The sequence below is a fragment of the Pseudarthrobacter sp. NamE2 genome (genome assembly GCF_005796205.1).
Classification (GTDB): domain Bacteria; phylum Actinomycetota; class Actinomycetes; order Actinomycetales; family Micrococcaceae; genus Arthrobacter.
The window spans coordinates 72,772-89,427 of sequence record NZ_VAHN01000012.1 but is presented as its reverse complement, the minus strand read 5'-3'; the positions used below and the strand labels follow the sequence as shown (position 1 = coordinate 89,427).

General features: G+C 56.3%; 9 protein-coding genes. 6 read left to right on the top strand and 3 right to left on the bottom strand.

Annotated elements, in window-relative coordinates; translation table 11 throughout:
* Positions 1–38: 38 nt before the first annotated feature.
* Together FDW83_RS14530 and FDW83_RS14525 are read right to left on the bottom strand one after the other, a co-directional pair.
* Positions 39–1,304, bottom strand: a complete 1,266-nt coding sequence (locus FDW83_RS14530; protein ID WP_138138789.1) for a hypothetical protein — start codon at positions 1,302–1,304, stop codon at positions 39–41.
* Between the two features lie 113 nt (positions 1,305–1,417).
* The gene (locus tag FDW83_RS14525; RefSeq protein ID WP_138138788.1) at positions 1,418–4,828 is read right to left on the bottom strand and encodes a serine/threonine-protein kinase; all 3,411 of its coding nucleotides are present in this window, start codon (positions 4,826–4,828) and stop codon (positions 1,418–1,420) included.
* Between the two features lie 564 nt (positions 4,829–5,392).
* Here FDW83_RS14525 and FDW83_RS14520 point away from each other — a divergent pair.
* From FDW83_RS14520 to FDW83_RS14495, 6 genes are all read left to right on the top strand, one after another.
* Positions 5,393–7,285, top strand: a complete 1,893-nt coding sequence (locus FDW83_RS14520; protein WP_171027571.1) for an ATP-binding protein — start codon at positions 5,393–5,395, stop codon at positions 7,283–7,285.
* Positions 7,278–8,459 carry a hypothetical protein gene (locus FDW83_RS14515; RefSeq protein ID WP_138138786.1) on the top strand — a complete coding sequence of 394 codons (1,182 nt, stop codon included), beginning with the start codon at positions 7,278–7,280 and terminating at the stop codon, positions 8,457–8,459. Before FDW83_RS14520 ends, FDW83_RS14515 begins: the two co-directional genes overlap by 8 nt.
* Positions 8,460–8,856: 397 nt before the next feature.
* Complete coding sequence (locus FDW83_RS14510; RefSeq protein ID WP_138138785.1) at positions 8,857–10,164, top strand: DNA cytosine methyltransferase; 1,308 nt, start codon at positions 8,857–8,859, stop codon at positions 10,162–10,164.
* Positions 10,165–10,308: 144 nt separating this feature from the next.
* Positions 10,309–11,715: a hypothetical protein gene (locus tag FDW83_RS14505; protein WP_138138784.1), complete on the top strand. Its 1,407-nt coding sequence runs from the start codon at positions 10,309–10,311 to the stop codon at positions 11,713–11,715.
* Positions 11,715–13,547, top strand: coding sequence for a DEAD/DEAH box helicase (locus tag FDW83_RS14500; protein ID WP_138138783.1), 1,833 nt, complete (start codon positions 11,715–11,717; stop codon positions 13,545–13,547). Before FDW83_RS14505 ends, FDW83_RS14500 begins: the two co-directional genes overlap by 1 nt.
* Positions 13,548–13,731: 184 nt before the next feature.
* Positions 13,732–14,385, top strand: coding sequence for a protein NO VEIN domain-containing protein (locus FDW83_RS14495; RefSeq protein ID WP_138138782.1), 654 nt, complete (start codon positions 13,732–13,734; stop codon positions 14,383–14,385).
* Positions 14,386–15,512: 1,127 nt separating this feature from the next.
* Here FDW83_RS14495 and FDW83_RS14485 read toward each other — a convergent pair.
* A complete protein-coding gene (locus FDW83_RS14485; RefSeq protein ID WP_138138781.1) occupies positions 15,513–16,448 on the bottom strand; it encodes a NaeI family type II restriction endonuclease in 936 nt (311 codons plus the stop codon).
* Between the last annotated feature and the right edge of the window lie 208 nt (positions 16,449–16,656).

Here is a 16,656-nt window from a genome sequence, read left to right as displayed (position 1 = left end):
GATTCCGGTCGTGGCATGTCGGCAGAGGTCAAAGGTCGTCAGGAGCGCGCCCGCGGATCTGCACCATCCGAGTCGAGTACGTCGGTATACCGCTTAAACGCCTTATCGACTTCGCTCTGTATCTGCACGAGCGTGCCCTCTTCCATGCGGTAGGTTCTGTTCGGATCACCTTTGAAGGAGAGCCAGTTGAAGCTTGTGGTGACCCATAGATTGTCGGAGATCAAGATCTTGGCGTGGGTGTTCTGAAGGCGGACGACTCGCAGCTTGTCGTAGCGGGCAGCAAGATTGATGAGCTTGCGAAGCGCGAAGTCGTCGGACCCGCTGTCGTCGGGGCCATAGCCGTGACCGATATGAACTTCAACCCCAGCGCGGAGGCGCCGCTCAAGGGCAGCGACGAAGTCAGTGTTGACCACTCCGCCTTTCACCCATGGCGCGATGATCAGCAGTCGCTTCTTCGCGCCGTTGAGCGCTTTATTGAGAAGTTGCGGATGCTCGTGGACATCGACACTGCGCACCGCAATGTCCTCAACTCGCAGCGGCTTCTGCGTGGATTCTTCGTCGCTCTTTGTTACCTGTTCGACTGCGGCGCTGATACTCTTCACCTGCTCGAGGGCTACCCGTTGCTCCTCGAGCTCGGGAGCAAGAGTAGGACGGGGTTCGGGAGGAGCGACCGAGATGCCGAGCTTCATGATGGCGTCTGTTGCCGCAAGTTCTAGCCCGTGCGCAGGCTGGAGGTCACCATCAATACAAAGGCCCAGCTGTACCTCGCCAGAATCGGAGTCGCCGTAGACGAGCAGCTGTGCTGGCATGTACACGTGTTGTGCCTGAGACGCGATCTTCCTGACACGCAGGACTTCGACCTGACGTTTGCGGTCATCGCGTGACTCGACGAGTTCGTTAAAGCGCTCAACGGAGAGGTCATTGAGGTCGACCCGCGAGGTTTTCTTGGCAGGGAGAATCTCGAGACCGGTTTCTTGGGCATCCCGCTTCCTGATCAGGCTTGACCTTGCATAGTCCTGCGCGTCCCAAACGAGTCTATCGAAGGGCACGTTGAGCTGGGTTAGAACGGGCTGGACGGCGGCAAGATTGCGAGCCGACTCGAGGCCAAGGGCAGTAAGACCGAGCTGCCCATTCCCCGCTCGCGTGAGGTTGTTCGAACTGATCTGGTCTGCAATAGTGTTCACGACCTGGTCGCGTTGCAGTCCGAGAAGCCCTGCAATCTCATCAATTTCACGAACGCCCGAGTGCACAAACCTCAGGATGAACTCTTCGAGGAGGGGAAATGATTTGAGCTCCTGTGCCAAGACATCTACGCGGAGTATGGTGACTGGCAAGGCAGCGTCGACCACCCTGATCAACTGAAGGCCAGGGCGGTGATCACCGAACCGTCGCCGAATAGTATCTGCTGTAGCTAGGCTCATCGTTCCGCCGTTCTAAGTTCACAATCATCCGGATGGGACTGGATGTATGTCAGCACTTTCTTCAAGGCACCGGTTGTACCTCGTATGAATCCTGCATCGCCAACAATGGTTAGGCCGAACCGGGCACGAGAAAGTGCCACGTTGATGCGCCGCCAGTAGTCCGGGCCAATGAACCCGAGTTCCGCACTTGAGTTGCTCCGAGTTACGGAGAAGATAGCAACGTCTGATTCACGGCCTTGGACTGCGTCCACACTCATCACCGTTATTGATAGATGCTTCAGGCGATCGCGTAGAGGTGCGAGCTGCTGCTTGAGGTCGGCGACCTGGGCTACGTATGGCGCAATGACGAGCACATCAAGTTGCTGCTTACCCTTTGGAAGCTGGACGACCTTCTTGTCAACCGAGCCATTTAGTACTTCTAGCCGGCCAATGACGATGCGGGCCTCTGCACGGTTTGCGAAGCTCCTGCCTTTGCCATGAGGGGCGGCCTCACGCCGGTCTCGCCCATGGGAGGAGGTATCCAGCCATAGGACAGGTTTACCGTATCCGAGGAGATACCCTTCAAGTCCGCGGTCGTTTGGCGAGCGAAGTTGCTCCCTGTAGAAACAGGTCGAGATCATGTCGCCGATTGGTCGGATCATCCGATACTGCTGGCTTAGCATGACTTGGGAATGGTCCGGTAGGCGGTCTGTCAGCCGCTGGAATAGCGTCTCCCGTACGTCCTCGGGAAGGAGCTGATGGTCGTGCATTAGGTCCTTATTGCGCAGTATGTCCTCATCAATTGGGGGCAACTGGTTAGTATCACCGACGACGACCCAACGCTTGGCCCGGGATACGGGAACCAGTGCTTCGGTCAAGGTTGCCCGCGAGGCCTCGTCGACGATGCACAGGTCGATGTCGAGCTCGCGAACCGCTGGGTGCCTTAGATAACCCACACATGTTCCTGCAATGACACTTGTTTGGTCGAGAAACGTGTTGGCGAGACCGGAGTCGGACGAAATTCGTTGTAGCCACTCGCCTTGTAGTTGCAGGCGCGTAAGCAGCTGCTGCGCATCGTTGCTTTCACCGATCAGGACATCTACTGCATTTAGGGCATCCCGGGCACTCATGTCGGCCAGTAGTGTCAGGTCGCTTCCTAACTCGAATTGCGCCTCTTTGAGGAGTTCGTCTCGAAGGTCAGCGAGGGCATCGACCTTTTCCTGAACTGAGGTCGAAGCCACCGGTTCAACCAGGGAGGTTGCAATCTCGGACCGCTGCTTCTCTTCATCTTCAGGTCGGAGATTCTGGAGGTAGTCAAGCTGCGACAGGCTTGCAGAGAGCTGCTGAAGGGCGAGAGCTGCACGAAGGTGTGATGGCGAGAGTCCGGCTTCAGTCGCTCGTGCTCCTAAATAACCTTCCGCGTTCTTTCGAACTTCGCGCGCCCAGCGTTTCATCTGGGCATCAAGGAGGAGATGACGCACGGACTCGTCGACACGGTTCCGGTCGGCGCTTGCCAGCCTGACCATGCTCGCCTGCCCGGCATCGGAGAGACGTTGCAGGGCGTTGTCCACTGCAACGTTGGTCTGCGAAGCGATGAGCACCCGTGCGTAAGGATTTGCGCTCAGTGTTTGCTCCACGAGCTCCGCAATAAAGCTGGTCTTACCAGTTCCTGGTGGGCCCTGAACGACGAAGATATCAGGCGATCCCAAAGCGGTTTCGATCGCCTCCTTCTTGCTGCCATCGAGCTCACGCTTCCATTTAAAGACTGAAACAGCTTTAGGTTCCGTATTGCTGCCCGGATCGATGAGCAGTGCCCGCAGATCAGGACGGGCTGACTTGTCACGCTGAACGTCATCGACGGCCCTGCGCTGACGGTTAAGTGCTGCCTCGTCCGGCCCGAGGTGAGGGTCAAGCACCGCTCGATCTGGCAGGCTCTCCCAGCGTCGGGCGCTTACGATAAGGACCCGATCGTCTTCGTGTTCGATGACCTCGCCCCAAGCAAACTTGCGGTCAGTCTTATGGTCTTTCACGCGCCATTCCGAGCCCACCAGATCGTAGTCGACCGCGGATTCGAGTGTGAAAGCGGCCTCCCGGCCGCGGGTCTGCACCTTCTTGTAAGCCAGTGGCTTTTTCTCGCCTCGCGCAAGTTCCTCGCGAGCGTTCAAAACCCTCCGCCACGTGTCAAAGAGTTCATCACCGTCGCGCTCCTCTTTGCCGGCCTGTTCCGTCTTCTCCTTGGCTTCATAAAAGGCGTCGATGGTATCAATCAGGGTTGCTATCCCCGCCCGTGCGAGTCCCATGTTTGGTGGCGGTGCAAACGTCCAGTCGAATACCTGCGGTAGCAGCGCGGCTCGCCGCCGGTGATTTTCGAGTCGCTCGAAGTCGAGTTCTGCAGCCTTGATGACCGTTGCGCCAGCCTCATCGGACTTCAAAGTGAAGCTCCAAGCCGATCCATCCACCCGGATGCTGTCTCGCTGCGGCTTGCCGCTCGACTGATCGTTGTAGAACGAAGCGTAGACGTCCCCGGAAAGATCGGCTTGAACCTTGGCTACAGCTTCTTGCCGCGCGTCATCGCTTCCGCCCAACGACTTTATTGCTGCCCTTGTCAGACGAAGCCAAACGGGATTCCGAGCGACCTGTTGCTGTCCTTCGCGTCTCTCCTGGATTGCTTTAAGGGCGCTGAGAAGGTCGCTGGCATTTTTCGGTCGTTCGTCTGGTTGCGTGGCGATGCAGGATCCGAGCAGGCGTCGAACGTCAGGCGGGACGGGAATTGACTCGAGCGCCCGCTCTACGCCTGCGAGGTCCTTCAGTCGTTCCGTTGTCATGCACTGAATGAGAAGTACGCCCATCGAGTAGACATCGCGCACGTACCGGATATCCGCATTTAGTTCAGGTGGCGCATACGGCTTGGAATGCCAATCTGCAACCGTTTGAAGAGTCGAATTTTCCTCGCCTCGGATCTTCGCAATTCCGAAGTCCGCAAGGAGGGGTACTCCTGAATCGGAGACGAGGACATTCTGGGGTTTGATATCCCGGTGTTCGATCTGTTTGAGATGGGTGTATGCCAGCGCGTCGACCAAGGGCAATGCGATGTCAGAAGCCAGGCGATCCCAGGATTCCCAGGGTCCTGATGCTTTGAGGACATCGTCGAGGTTCCGCTCAACCCAGTCCAAAACAAGAACATAGGTGCCTGTTTCATCAGTGCCCGCCCAGCGACAACTAACGATGTTGGGGTGCGTCAGGCTCTTGAGCGTCTTCGCTTCGTTGCTGAAGACCTTGCGCGTTATGTCGTCTGACTGTCCTGACAGTAGCTTGACTGCCACGAAAGTAGAGTCGCGATCATCCACAGCTTTGCGAACGATAGAGAACGTCCCGCTACGGCGCTCCACCTTCAAGAGCATGTAGTGCTCACCGACGACGTCTGGCACGCCTTACCCCCCATGGTGTTGATATTGGCTTTAACCAAGGCCAATTCAAACACAAGCAACAATTGCGGGCTTGCACCAGTAGCATTGACTCGGTTTGCGTCATCTGCGCGATCAAATCTCGGAGCCGACGGCGTGCGATACGGAGTCTCCTGCTACTCACTGATAGGACAAATGTGACATTGGGGAAGATTGCGAGCGTGTTTCCGGAAGCAGAGGGACTGCACCTCTTCTGTTGTCGGGCGCGGCTCCCGATTGCTTTTGCTGTTGACTGCTCAGCTAAGGCAGGTACGATCCATCCCCGCAACTTCATGAACACGGAACCCGCGCATGATGGAGGGGCTTGCTCCACTCCCCTTGGGCGATCATCTAGCCTTCTTTTGGCCGGGCGCTCAAGACACCAAAAAGCTTACCGTCATCCAAACCATTGGAACGTGATGTCGAGCGCAAAATTTTTGGTGAATTACGCGAAGAGTCTCCTGCTTCCGTCCTGTATTCAGCCAGGAAGGGGTGAGTATTCTGTTGCTTAGCAAACGTGACATTGACGCTGCAAAGAAACTTCGAAGCGTGACGCAGCAATCAGAGTCAATCGAATCGAACCTAATAACGAACGAACGTGTGATCGCTCGGGTTACCGACGGGATCTATCGACAAGCAGGATCTGCGATTAGAGAACTGATCGCTAATGCCTATGATGCCGACGCAACATGGGTCTCAGTGAAAACTGATGCCCCCAAATTCAGTCGAATTACCGTCGAAGACAATGGTGTAGGAATGTCTCCGGACACGGTTGTGCATCTTTTGCACAATATTGGCGGAAGTGCAAAAAGAACCGCGCAGGGAAGCGAACTAGGAATAACCGCAAAGGGTGATGCAACAACAAGCCCCAAGGGGCGAAAACTCATAGGGAAACTTGGAATCGGTATTTTTTCAGTTTCCCAACTTACGCACAGCTTTCAGATCATTACGAAGACTGAGGGCGATAACTATCGAACAATCGTTTTAGTCAACCTTCAACAGTTTGCTGATGAATCCAGCGACGGCGATGAAACCGAGTTCAAAGCTGGCCGCTACAGGGTTTGGCGAGAGCCGACTAACGATACGAGTGTGCACGGCACTACCATTATTCTCAATGCGATACGGCCGCAAACAAGAGATAGCTTGCGCAGCGAGCAACTGTGGAGTGCTATCGATAATCCGCTTAGCGAAGAAGGTGCCGCAAAGTCACTCTCCTCTATACCGCTTTACCATATTGGTCGGTTAGATGCTTCAGACCTTCACATTGAAGATAAGGGTCGAACGCAAAGCTTGCCGTGGGACGAAAAAGACGATCCAGACGAGGCATTTACTAAAATGGTCGATAGCGTCTGGTCTTATGTGCAGGGCCGGACTTCGGTTAAGCTTTCGGACATATTCGACACATACCTGCAAATGGTCTGGAACCTCGCGCTCGCTCTCCCGCTTCCATATGTTGAGAAGAATGTTCTTGATGAAACACTAGCGGAGGACTGGGCCTATATCTACCGACTTTCAAACGCTATCAAAGGCTCGGCTGAAGTCTTACCGATCGACGATCCGCGTAAAACCCTTCGTGAACTGGCCGGTTTTTCGCGTACTGACGACCAGCATGTAGATTTTTCGGTGAATATTGACGGCCTAAGTTTGAGGCGCCCCATCAAGTTCCGGAATCTGCCCTCTACGCAACATGTTCTAAAGAAGCCCATGATATTTTTGGGCTCCATGCGCGAGGACTTTAAGGGTTTTCCGCGCGAGGTTAGTGCGGGTCCTCTAGAATTTGAGGCATATCTTTTCTGGACCCCGAAAATTGCCCCAACGGAACATCAAGGTGTGCTTATCCGAATACATGGTGCAAGTGGGACGTTGTTTGATTCGACGTTTCTAAATTATCAAGTAGCCGAGTTAACGCGACTTAGACAGATAACCTGCGAGATCTTCGTGAAACAGGGCCTTGAGGGTGCGCTGAATATCGACCGGGAAAGCTTTAACTCCTCGCACCCTCACACAGTCTTGCTGACGCGCTGGCTTCACAGTGCTCTACGCCAACTCGCTACGGCTCAGAAGCGTCAGGCGCAGGAACTGCGTGAGGTCGTCCGGCACAGTGCTACCCGTGGTGTCGAGGACCGGATTCGCCAAATCGTCGCCTCCGCTAATGCATTGCGCACCGATAGCGAAGGCATTATTCCCAATGTCACAATCACACGGCCTGGTGATAAAACAACTCCATCACATCAGGAAGTTACTCAGCAATTTAGCCTTCAGCAATTGGTGAATGAGATACCCTGGGACAATACATCTCCCAGTGACAGTAGTCTGCTCAAGCTCAAGGCGATTACGCAAGTTTTGGCTGTATACGGAGTTCTGGATCAACTTTCTCCCAAAGAGCAGGTCAATTTACTTGGTTCCATTCTCGGCGTTTTGGAGGCTGAAAGCCGTGGATAATATGGACCAGTCGTTGTCGAGCAATCACGATGATCTCGCTGCCCTAATTGGTGATGGGCCTGCGCCGTTTCCAGTAAGTGTCGAGCGACCTTTTGAAGCCTGGCACCGACCTCGAAAACAATACGTCCGGAATATGCAGTGGTCGCGGGAGATAGGGTTTCTTGTACGTGATCTGAAGTTGGGTGAGGGAGAATTGCGCTATCTTACTCTCCCTGGAAACGATTTCTTAGACGTGCGCCATCTTCACGAATCAGTCTGTGTTCGCGATCAGCTTCGCCTCAAGTATCTTGGGTTCAACACGGCTGTGTCCGGGAACGATCCTGCCCAATCTGGTTTTCATTCCAACGAGTTCGCCATCAAGCGACTGAAGTACGTAAGCGAAGAGTCTGAAGTCTTCCCCGGCGATTTTCGTGATATTGGAAATCAGAAGTCTCTTCCATGGCAACGTGTTCGGCGAGAGCGTCACTTTCATGCGATCAATATTGACTTGTGCGGAGGGTTCGCACGCGAGATTAGTAACCCGGGAATACCCAGTTATTTCACTGCTTTGCAATGGCTCTTGCAGAACCAGGGAAGCGCTCAGGAAGACTTTTTATTGTTCATCACTACCCGTATGGATGCGGACAACGTCCATGATGATGCGAGGGCTGGTCTTAACGATATAGCGGAGTCGATCTATAACACCTGCGCTGCATATGCATCTGAGTTTGATGCGCTCTGGGGAATTGCGGAATCAGACAGTGTTGCCGTGGCGGAAGCAGCCTCGTCTACAGAGGCATTCATGCTCGGATTGACTCAATGGATCGTGTCACGGGGGATTGCGTCCGGGCTGAAGCCGTTTGTTAAGAGCTTGATGACCTACAGAACCGGTAACGGAGCTGGAGATGATGATCTGGTCTCAATTGCCGTCAGGTTTAAGCCTGCCCCTCAGCTCTCTTTAGATCCGCAAGGCCTAGTTAGGCCAGTCCATCCTCCCTTAAGTCGGGCGGAGAGTGAATGTATACAGTCGGCAGGAATACCTAGGAAAGTCAGCGAACGGATTCTCGTTGACGAGTTACTGGCAGCGCAGGCTGATGCCTTTGAACGGTGCATCGAAGAATCTTCTGCATTGTTGGCGGCGGTGGGCTATGATCCTTCAGCCTATAAAGAATGGGTTTTGGGCGGATATAACTAAACTCTCGAGGTTGTCCGGTACTAGCGGCTTTTCGGTGTTTACGCGTTTGTCCATGCGTTTTTGGTGCAAGCCATGCAGTGTTGCCTACATGCGTGAGGATGCTTTTTCACCCGAGCCGGAGTAGCTGCAAGTTCAACGGTATGCACTTGGGATCCTGCCGCAGGGGCTAAGCACTTTTAGACGAGATCTTCATCGCTTATCTAGAAGGCGAGCAGATGCAACGTGACTTCGCGAGGCTAGTTGTCGTCTGTCCAGGGCGGCGGAGCGTGCTACTGACGTGCTGAGTCATGCGTAAGTTTGGCCCCAGACTTCTGCTGCGGACGTATGTGTGACGTTGTGCATGCCTGTCGGCGAGTGTCCCAGACAGACTTGATGAGTCTGAAAGAATGGCTTCATCATGAATGAAACGAAACGCACGAGTGAGCTGACAGTGGTCGAGATCTGCGCTGGGGCAGGTGGCCAGAGCCTCGGCTTGCACCTTGCGGGATTTCGACACACGCTCGCGGTGGAGCTTGACCGCGACGCGGCTGAAACCCTGAAGCGGAATCTGTCGCGCCTTGCAGCCGCTGAGGGGCAGCCCGAGCCCAGAGTTGCGGTCGGAGATGTTGCTGACGAGTCAGTTTGGGACCCGGCCCAGCATGAGGGGGTTTCGCTGCTTGCCGGTGGAGTGCCCTGCCCGCCTTTCTCGATCGCCGGTAAGCAATTGGGATCGTCGGATGAGCGCGACTTGTTTGCCTGGGCAGTTGAGGCTGCTGGCCGGATGCAGCCTGACGCTGTTCTGCTCGAAAACGTCCGCGGGCTATCGATGCCGCGTTTCGCCGGGTATCGGCAGGCCGTTCTCGACCGGCTTGCGGAGCTGGGGTACCGCGCGGACTGGCAGCTCCTTGAAGCGAAGGATTACGGTGTCCCGCAATTGCGGCCCCGGTTCATCCTCGTGGCTCTGCGAGAAGAATTTGCGCCTTACTTCAATTGGCCTGAGCCGACCCCGGCGGTGCAGACGGTGGGTTCGGCACTCTACGACCTGATGGCGGCGAACGGCTGGCCGGGTGCCGAGGTTTGGGCGAAGAATGCCGACAGGGTTGCCCCGACCATTGTTGGCGGCTCCAAAAAACACGGCGGTCCTGACCTTGGCCCGACACGGGCTAAGCGCGAGTGGCGCACCCTGGGAGTCGACGGCCTTGGGATCGCAGACGCAGCGCCCGGCCCCGATGTCCCGATAAATTTCGTTCCTAAGCTGACCAACCAGATGGTTGCCCGCATTCAGGGCTGGGCGGGCCAGTCATACGAGTGGGACTTTGCCGAGCGTAAAGGAAGAAAAACTACAACCTACAGGCAGATCGGCAACGCATTTCCGCCGCCGGTAGCCCGTGCGCTCGGGGCTGCTATCGCCTCCGCCTTGCGCAAGGAGGGAACTCCCACCGGCCGGCACGGTGCTGGAAGTCATGATGAGGTCTACCGGGCGCTGCGAGAGCACGCTGGCTTTGTCTCGTTTGTGGGGTTGCGGAAGGCGCTTGGGGGCAGTCTCTCCGACAGCGAGATCGAGCGGAGGATTGACTTCATCAGCCGTGACTTTGAGGTCGAGGTGCGCGTTCGGCGCGGTGTGCCGATGTACAAGCTGGGGGAGTGGCGGGCGTTCCGCGGCCAGGCGAACCACGCCCGCCACGAAGTGTTTGCGATCGACCGCTTGCGCGCGAAGGTTAGCTAGGCGTCGCATTAGCCCGCTCCCCGTGAAGTATCTTGTTGGTGCGGTGCAATGCCTGCGTCGCCGATAGCGTGTCGCAGGTTTACTTCCGAGCTTCAACCCTGGCCTTTTGGCACACTGATTTTGATCTATTTTTAGGAGTCCTTCATGCCCGACTTCGGCATTCCTCCAAGGGGAGAGGAAATCAAGGCGGTTATCGACCAGCGGCTGAAATTGGCGATGACGGAGAACGGGGCGAAGGTCACCATTGACTGGCGCGGGGAGCCGCGTCACCTGTACGTGATCTCCGTTCCGGTTGACATGCTCTACTTCAACCCGGATACCCATCGAATCCGCGCTCAGCGCACGCTCGATCCGGAACGCGATAGGGCTATCGATACGGATCCCTGGGGTCAAGTCGCACAGGGCTACCTGCACGATCTTCTTAGGCAGCGGCCGTCAAACCCGGACCAGACGGACCCCGACTACACCGCGTTGATGAACGAGCTGGACGACGTAGGCCAGCGAGAACCCGGCATTGTCACCCCTCACGGGATTTTGGTCGACGGCAACACTCGAGCGGCTGCGCTGATCGATCTCGGTGAGCAAAACATTCGAGTCGGCATTCTGCCGGAAGACACTTCGCGCAAAGATATCAATGCCGTGGAGTTGTCACTCCAGCTGCGCAAGGACCGTCGACGCGACTACTCCTACATCAACCGGCTTATCGCGATTGACGAGGAACTGGGGCATGGACGCTCTGAAGCTGACGTCGCCAAAGACTTTAATATCAAGCTCGGGACCCTCCAACGTGACCGTTGGGTGTACGCGCTCATACTCGACGCGATTGACCGCAGCAGGACCGAAGATGGTGCAACCTTGCGGCTAATCGATTTCGAGCAACACCAGGAAAAGTTGCGTGAGCTTCACCGCGATTTCGCAAAACTAGCAGTGACTGACCCTGATGCTGCGAACGCCTTGATGCAGTCGCGCTTGGCCATGGTCCTCCTGGACTACCCGAAGACTTCTTTGCGTCTCGCTGAGGCAGACTTTCACACTAGATATCTCGAGAGCCGATTGCCGGAGGACCTGAAACCAAATTTGTCCCTCGCGGAGAAGGTCTCAATTCCAGGCATCCCAGGTGCCGTTCTTCCTGCCCAGAGCAACATTTCTGCGGCAGCCGAAGCTCTCACTAACCAGCTTCTTCGGGCCAAGGCAACGGCGACTGATGGCAAGAGCGCAAGCCCGGTCGATGTAGCCTGGGCGTCCGGGGTTATGAAGCAGGCGCGTGAGACTTTCGACATCGCGGTTAAGCTCGCTGGGCAGAATGCAGAACTTGTAAAGCGGCAAACGGCGGTGCCTGAACGGCTCACCGATGCAGCAGACTATGTTACTCAATGTGCAAGCGAGTTTGCTGAGGCAAAAGCAAAGCGAGCCCTTGACGACGAAGCTTTTGATGACGCGCTGATCGTTCTCCGTGACAGTCTCGAAAGTCTCGCTCGCCAGGCCGGACGCACTTTCCCAACGCCAGGGGAAGGCGTTGCTTGGCTCCTTAAGGCTGTTCGATCCAGGTGATGGTGCCTGACAGCCCGAGCCTCGCCGTCGGCCTTGCCGCGGAGGTGACGCGCGCTCGGTTCATTGCTCGGCCAGGGCTGGAAAGTGATCTTCGCAGGCTGGCGGTCGGTTTCCGGACGAGCACTCAGCGGTCACCAGGTGTTGTCGAGATTGAGCTCGACGACCTGCTGACAAACCTTGAGGTTCTCAGCAGGTGGCCGCACACTGCGGACGGCGATGTGACTTGGGACGCGCAATTACAGGCGCTCGTTGTCGACTCGCTTCAGGATGCTCAGATTCTGAGTGGCCGGCTGCATGATAGCGATGCTGAGACAGAAGTGGTGGACACAGACACTGTTCCAAGCCTTCTCGGCTCCGAATGGACAGGAGATCTGACTTCATTCCAGCTGCGAGACATCGCCAAGCTGCTCACGTTGCGGCATGGAGCCAATTTTTCCGTCCCAGGGGCCGGTAAGACGAGAGTTGGGTTGGCCGTATTTCAGGCGCTACGCCGCAAGGAGAACATCGAACGACTACTGATTGTCGGACCCAAGTCGAGCTACGAAGCGTGGCTCTACGAGAACAGGGAGTGTTTACAGCCCTCGCTGACCATGGAAGTGGCTAACGGGATTCCATCAATTACTGCTCAGTCAGTCATCGTCAACTATGAGCGCCTCCCTAGCATGGTCAATATGCTCGGCCGCTGGCTAGCGGAGCAGCCGTCGATGATCATCCTCGACGAAGCGCATCGAATGAAGCTCGGGGCGGACGGCGCGTACGGCGCAGCCTGCCTCGCTCTCGGCCCTCGCAGCAGGCGACGGCTCATCCTCACAGGGACACCCGCCCCCAACGGCGTCAGGGACCTTGAAAACCTTTTTGGATTCGTTTGGCCAGGAACTGGTCGCCAGAACGTCCTCCGGGCTGTGAACGGCGGCGATCTCGCCCAGGCGAGCCGCGCTCTCAAGCCGCTCTTCACGCGCACAACAAAAAATGAGCTGCGCCTGCCCCCAGTAGAGACTAGCCTGCGGGTTGTCCCGTTGCCGCCTTTGCACGCCGAGATTTATGACGCTCTCGTAGGGCAGTTTTCCGCCCGCGCGGCCGGTCATGAGGGCGACTTTCAAGCCCTTGGTCGGATTTTGGTTTACATGCTTATGGCGGCGACGAGCCCCGCTCTACTTGCAGTCGGAACCACGAAGTATGAACCGCTTGCATACCAAGTGCCGCCACTTGCCGTCCCCGAGCGGTCATCACTCTACGAGCTGATGCAGGACCTTCCCACTTATGAAATGTCGCCGAAGTATCAAGAAGTGCTCGCGATCGTCCGTGAAAATGCGGCCCAGGGTCGGAAGACGCTTGTTTGGTCGACGTTCATCCGGAGCATTAACACTCTTCAGCGAATTCTGGCGCTGTTCAACCCTGCGGTGGTCCACGGCGGCACACCGGACCGTGAAGATCAGATTCACCGGTTTAGGAGCGATCCTGACTGCATGGTGCTGCTGTCTAATCCTGCAACGCTTGGCGAGGGGATTAGCTTGCATCATGAGTGCCACGACGCCGTATACGTTGATCGTGACTTCGCCGCAGGTCGCTTTCTGCAAAGCCTCGACCGGATTCATCGTCTTGGGTTAGGCCCCGACGTCAAGACACGAATCACAGTCCTCGCCTCGGAAGGAACCATCGATGAGGTGGTGGCGCTGCGGCTTGCGGACAAGTTGACCTTCATGGGTGGCATACTCGACGACCCAGCAGTCCAGCAGCTAGCTGATCTGGAAGAAGAGCCTGCGGTCGGTGGAGGCCTCGACCAGGGGGACCTTCAGTCGTTGATGGGCCACTTGCGTGCGTCTACCACCTGAGCCGATACTTTTAGCCGCACGGCGATGGCTTGAGCTTCTCCCGTCCAGCGGTGGCATCCCACGTGCGCAGGCACTGCTGACTACCCACAGGCAGTACAGCGACGTGTCACCCACTCAATACGCGGCAGCGCTTAGTTTGTTGAGTGAGTTTGAGCTCCTGGATAAGGTTAGCTCCCCTATTCCGATGGCCAATCTCATACTTGCTGCAATCTTCGAAAAAGCAGCACCTCGTTGGGTTCAGGACGCGGACGAACTCGTTCGCACACCAGACGAATTGCCAACGGACATTGTTTCGGCAGGAGAAGTGTTGGGACTAGATGCGAACGGAGTATTTGAGCAACTCGTCGCCAGCTGGGGTAAGGTCGACACCGCCATTCGGGAGCGCGTTGGTGCTGCAGGTGAAGCAGCTCTTGTCTCTGTTCTCAGGGAGAGTTCGGCCGACAGGGTTGACCACGTGTCCACCTGGTCAGATGGGTTTGGATACGACATCGCTTTTGAACAGGCTGCCACGGTCGCTCACCTCGAAGTAAAAAGCACAACCCGGAGCGGACGTTTCGCTGCTTACCTGTCACGGCACGAGTACGAGGTGATGTTGCGCGATCAACAATGGGTGCTCGTGGCTCTGAGGCTCTCGTCAGAACATGAGATTGTCGCGGCCGGCTCAGTGCCCCGCGACTGGATTGCGACCAACGTCCCACGCGACGGGGGCACCTCCGGAAGCTGGGTTTCCTGCAAGCTTGAGGTGCCTGAAGAAATTATCGAAAACAAGCTCACACAACTCGGAGCGGATGTAGCGAACCGACTTCCGGCGTGGCGAACTGAGCCCCCACAGAAATGACAGCCCGCGAGTTTGGCCTTCGGAGCTTGGGGCTAGATCATTGGACCATGGGGGACTACTCCATGCCCCCGTGTAGCAAGATTACGAGGACTAAATGAAGCAACCGGCGTGGGATGACCCCGATTCAACAGCAGGGACAATGGTCCGTGGGGCCTTGTGGCTCCTGCAGGTTGTTGGTGAGGGCGGGACCTTTACGAAGAATGAGCTGAGAAAGGCCTTTCCTGGCGTCTCGCAGGTAGACCGACGGATCCGAGACCTCAGAGATTATGGATGGGTAGTGCACTCCAGCGCTGAAGACGCATCTCTGCTTGCCGAAGATCAGCGATTTGTTAAAGCTGGAGTAGCTGTGTGGGACCCTCGCGAACGCAGACAGGCCTCACCACGGAAGGCCATGTCGAGCAAAGAGCGGCAGGCAGTGCTGATAAGAGACGGGTACATGTGTACTCTCTGTGGTATTGCGGGCGCTGAGCCTTATCCTGACGACGCCGTCATGACAGCTGTCCTCGCCGTCTCGCGGCGCAGTATCCGGGGCGCTGACGGCAGTGAAACCGAAATGCTGGTCACTGAATGCGTTCGGTGCCGGTCAGGACGAGAGTCATCGACCGTAGATGAACGTGAGGTCCTCATGGCCGCGCGGGAACTCAACCCCGGAGATCGCCGCCGACTGATTCGATGGATGGGGCGTGGTCGGCGGGGAAGCACTGAGCTCGACCGGGCATGGGCTGCCTACCTGCGGACGCCGAAAGATCGACGACATCACATTGCGGACCAGCTTCGCCAGGAGCAGTAACGACGCTCGCAGATATGGCTTGCCGGGCGCAGCAGTCGACGGGACAGCGGTCCACTACCTCGACCTTGATCCCGTTCGGCCCGCAAGACAGGTTTGGCCGGCACCGTGGGGTGACACGGGGAACCTGCGCTGCCTGTGTGACCCGGGCACCGAGCAGGCTGCCAACCGATTTATCAGGGCGCCTCGCTGATGTCGCATTTTTCAACATTCTGGTATCGAGCTATACGTTTTTAGGACTACGCGGAATCGGGTAAGCACCCCCAATTCCGCGTAGTCTTACCACCAGCAACCCAAGCGCCTGCAGGGTGTCTGCGGTTAAGGCCTCTTCCTTTCGGGCTTACTCTTTTAGACCCCTGTCAGGCAAAATTGGCGCACTTTCTGCGACTACATCCCCCTCTTGGGCGCGTCTCCATCTACGTCCATCTATGAGCACTCCATCATGAGTGTCAGTTGGCACAACACGCACCGACACGTATTCGAGCGGGCCCGGCACGGGGACTTGTAAGGCGGAAGCAAGCGCTGGATAGTACTTGCCGCTGAGAATTATGTATCCCTCTGGTGCAAGTGCGGAGCGTGCCCCTCCGTTGTACCTGACACGCTTCTGCGCATCTAGTTGCCTGCTGACGGTAGCAACCGAATTGCGATGAACTATCATCCCCTCCGCGGCCCTAAATAGCCTATTAGTCCGTTCGGTTCCCGCCCAATGGTCGAAAATGTTATCCACAACATCGCGAGGAAGTTGCAGGAGCACATTTGGTGGCATTGGGGCACCCTTCCACAACCAATCGATAGCCATTTTTCCGTCAACATTTAAGGTGCTCTTTTTATCCCTGTTGGCACCTTCCGTCCTATGTTCTGGAATTATTCGAACTAACCCAAGAGACCACTGAGACAAAGCATCGTCTGCTGTTGCAACGAGGGCAATATGGTCAGTTATTTCCGGCGGAAGCATCCATCCGCCGAATCTTTGGCTCCATTTGGCGTCAACTAGTACATTAGAAATCCGGTAGTCGGTAGGATCGTCATCATTGGCCTCGAAACAGAATTCGCGCTGTGCGTTTATTTCGAATAAGGTTCCGAAATGGGTTTTTTCCGTCTTCATCAATTGATCCCAGCGATAACGGCCTGTTTCCTGACCGTTATAAATCATGTCGTAAGTCTTGCGGAATACGCGGCCCCACCGGACTCCCTCGGAATCTTGGTCTTTGAGAGTTCGCGAAACAAGTTGTATGTCCAGGTCGGCAACAAAATTAAAGTCTGCTATTCCACTCATTCTCGTGAGGGTACATGATATGCGCTACCAGACTCACTTTATGTTCCAATAAGTCACATCCGGTGCTGATGCGCTTCTGCAACGTCTTACCTCTCCGTCGCCGGGTTGTCAGCCTGTTTCAGCTGACTTCAAAAAAGGCCGGCACGAAAACCGCAGTGGCGGTCATCTAAAAGACCCGGGGGTATAGGGCGGTGTTTAGCCGTTAAGC

What these genes read in the sequence shown, in the direction of transcription:
- FDW83_RS14495 (WP_138138782.1), top strand. Translation starts at nt 13,732, where the DNA reads ATGGCCAATCTCATACTTGCTGCAATCTTCGAAAAAGCAGCACCTCGT.
- FDW83_RS14510 (WP_138138785.1), top strand. Translation starts at nt 8,857, where the DNA reads ATGAATGAAACGAAACGCACGAGTGAGCTGACAGTGGTCGAGATCTGC.
- FDW83_RS14500 (WP_138138783.1), top strand. Translation starts at nt 11,715, where the DNA reads ATGGTGCCTGACAGCCCGAGCCTCGCCGTCGGCCTTGCCGCGGAGGTG.
- FDW83_RS14485 (WP_138138781.1), bottom strand. Translation starts at nt 16,448, where the DNA reads ATGAGTGGAATAGCAGACTTTAATTTTGTTGCCGACCTGGACATACAA.
- FDW83_RS14505 (WP_138138784.1), top strand. Translation starts at nt 10,309, where the DNA reads ATGCCCGACTTCGGCATTCCTCCAAGGGGAGAGGAAATCAAGGCGGTT.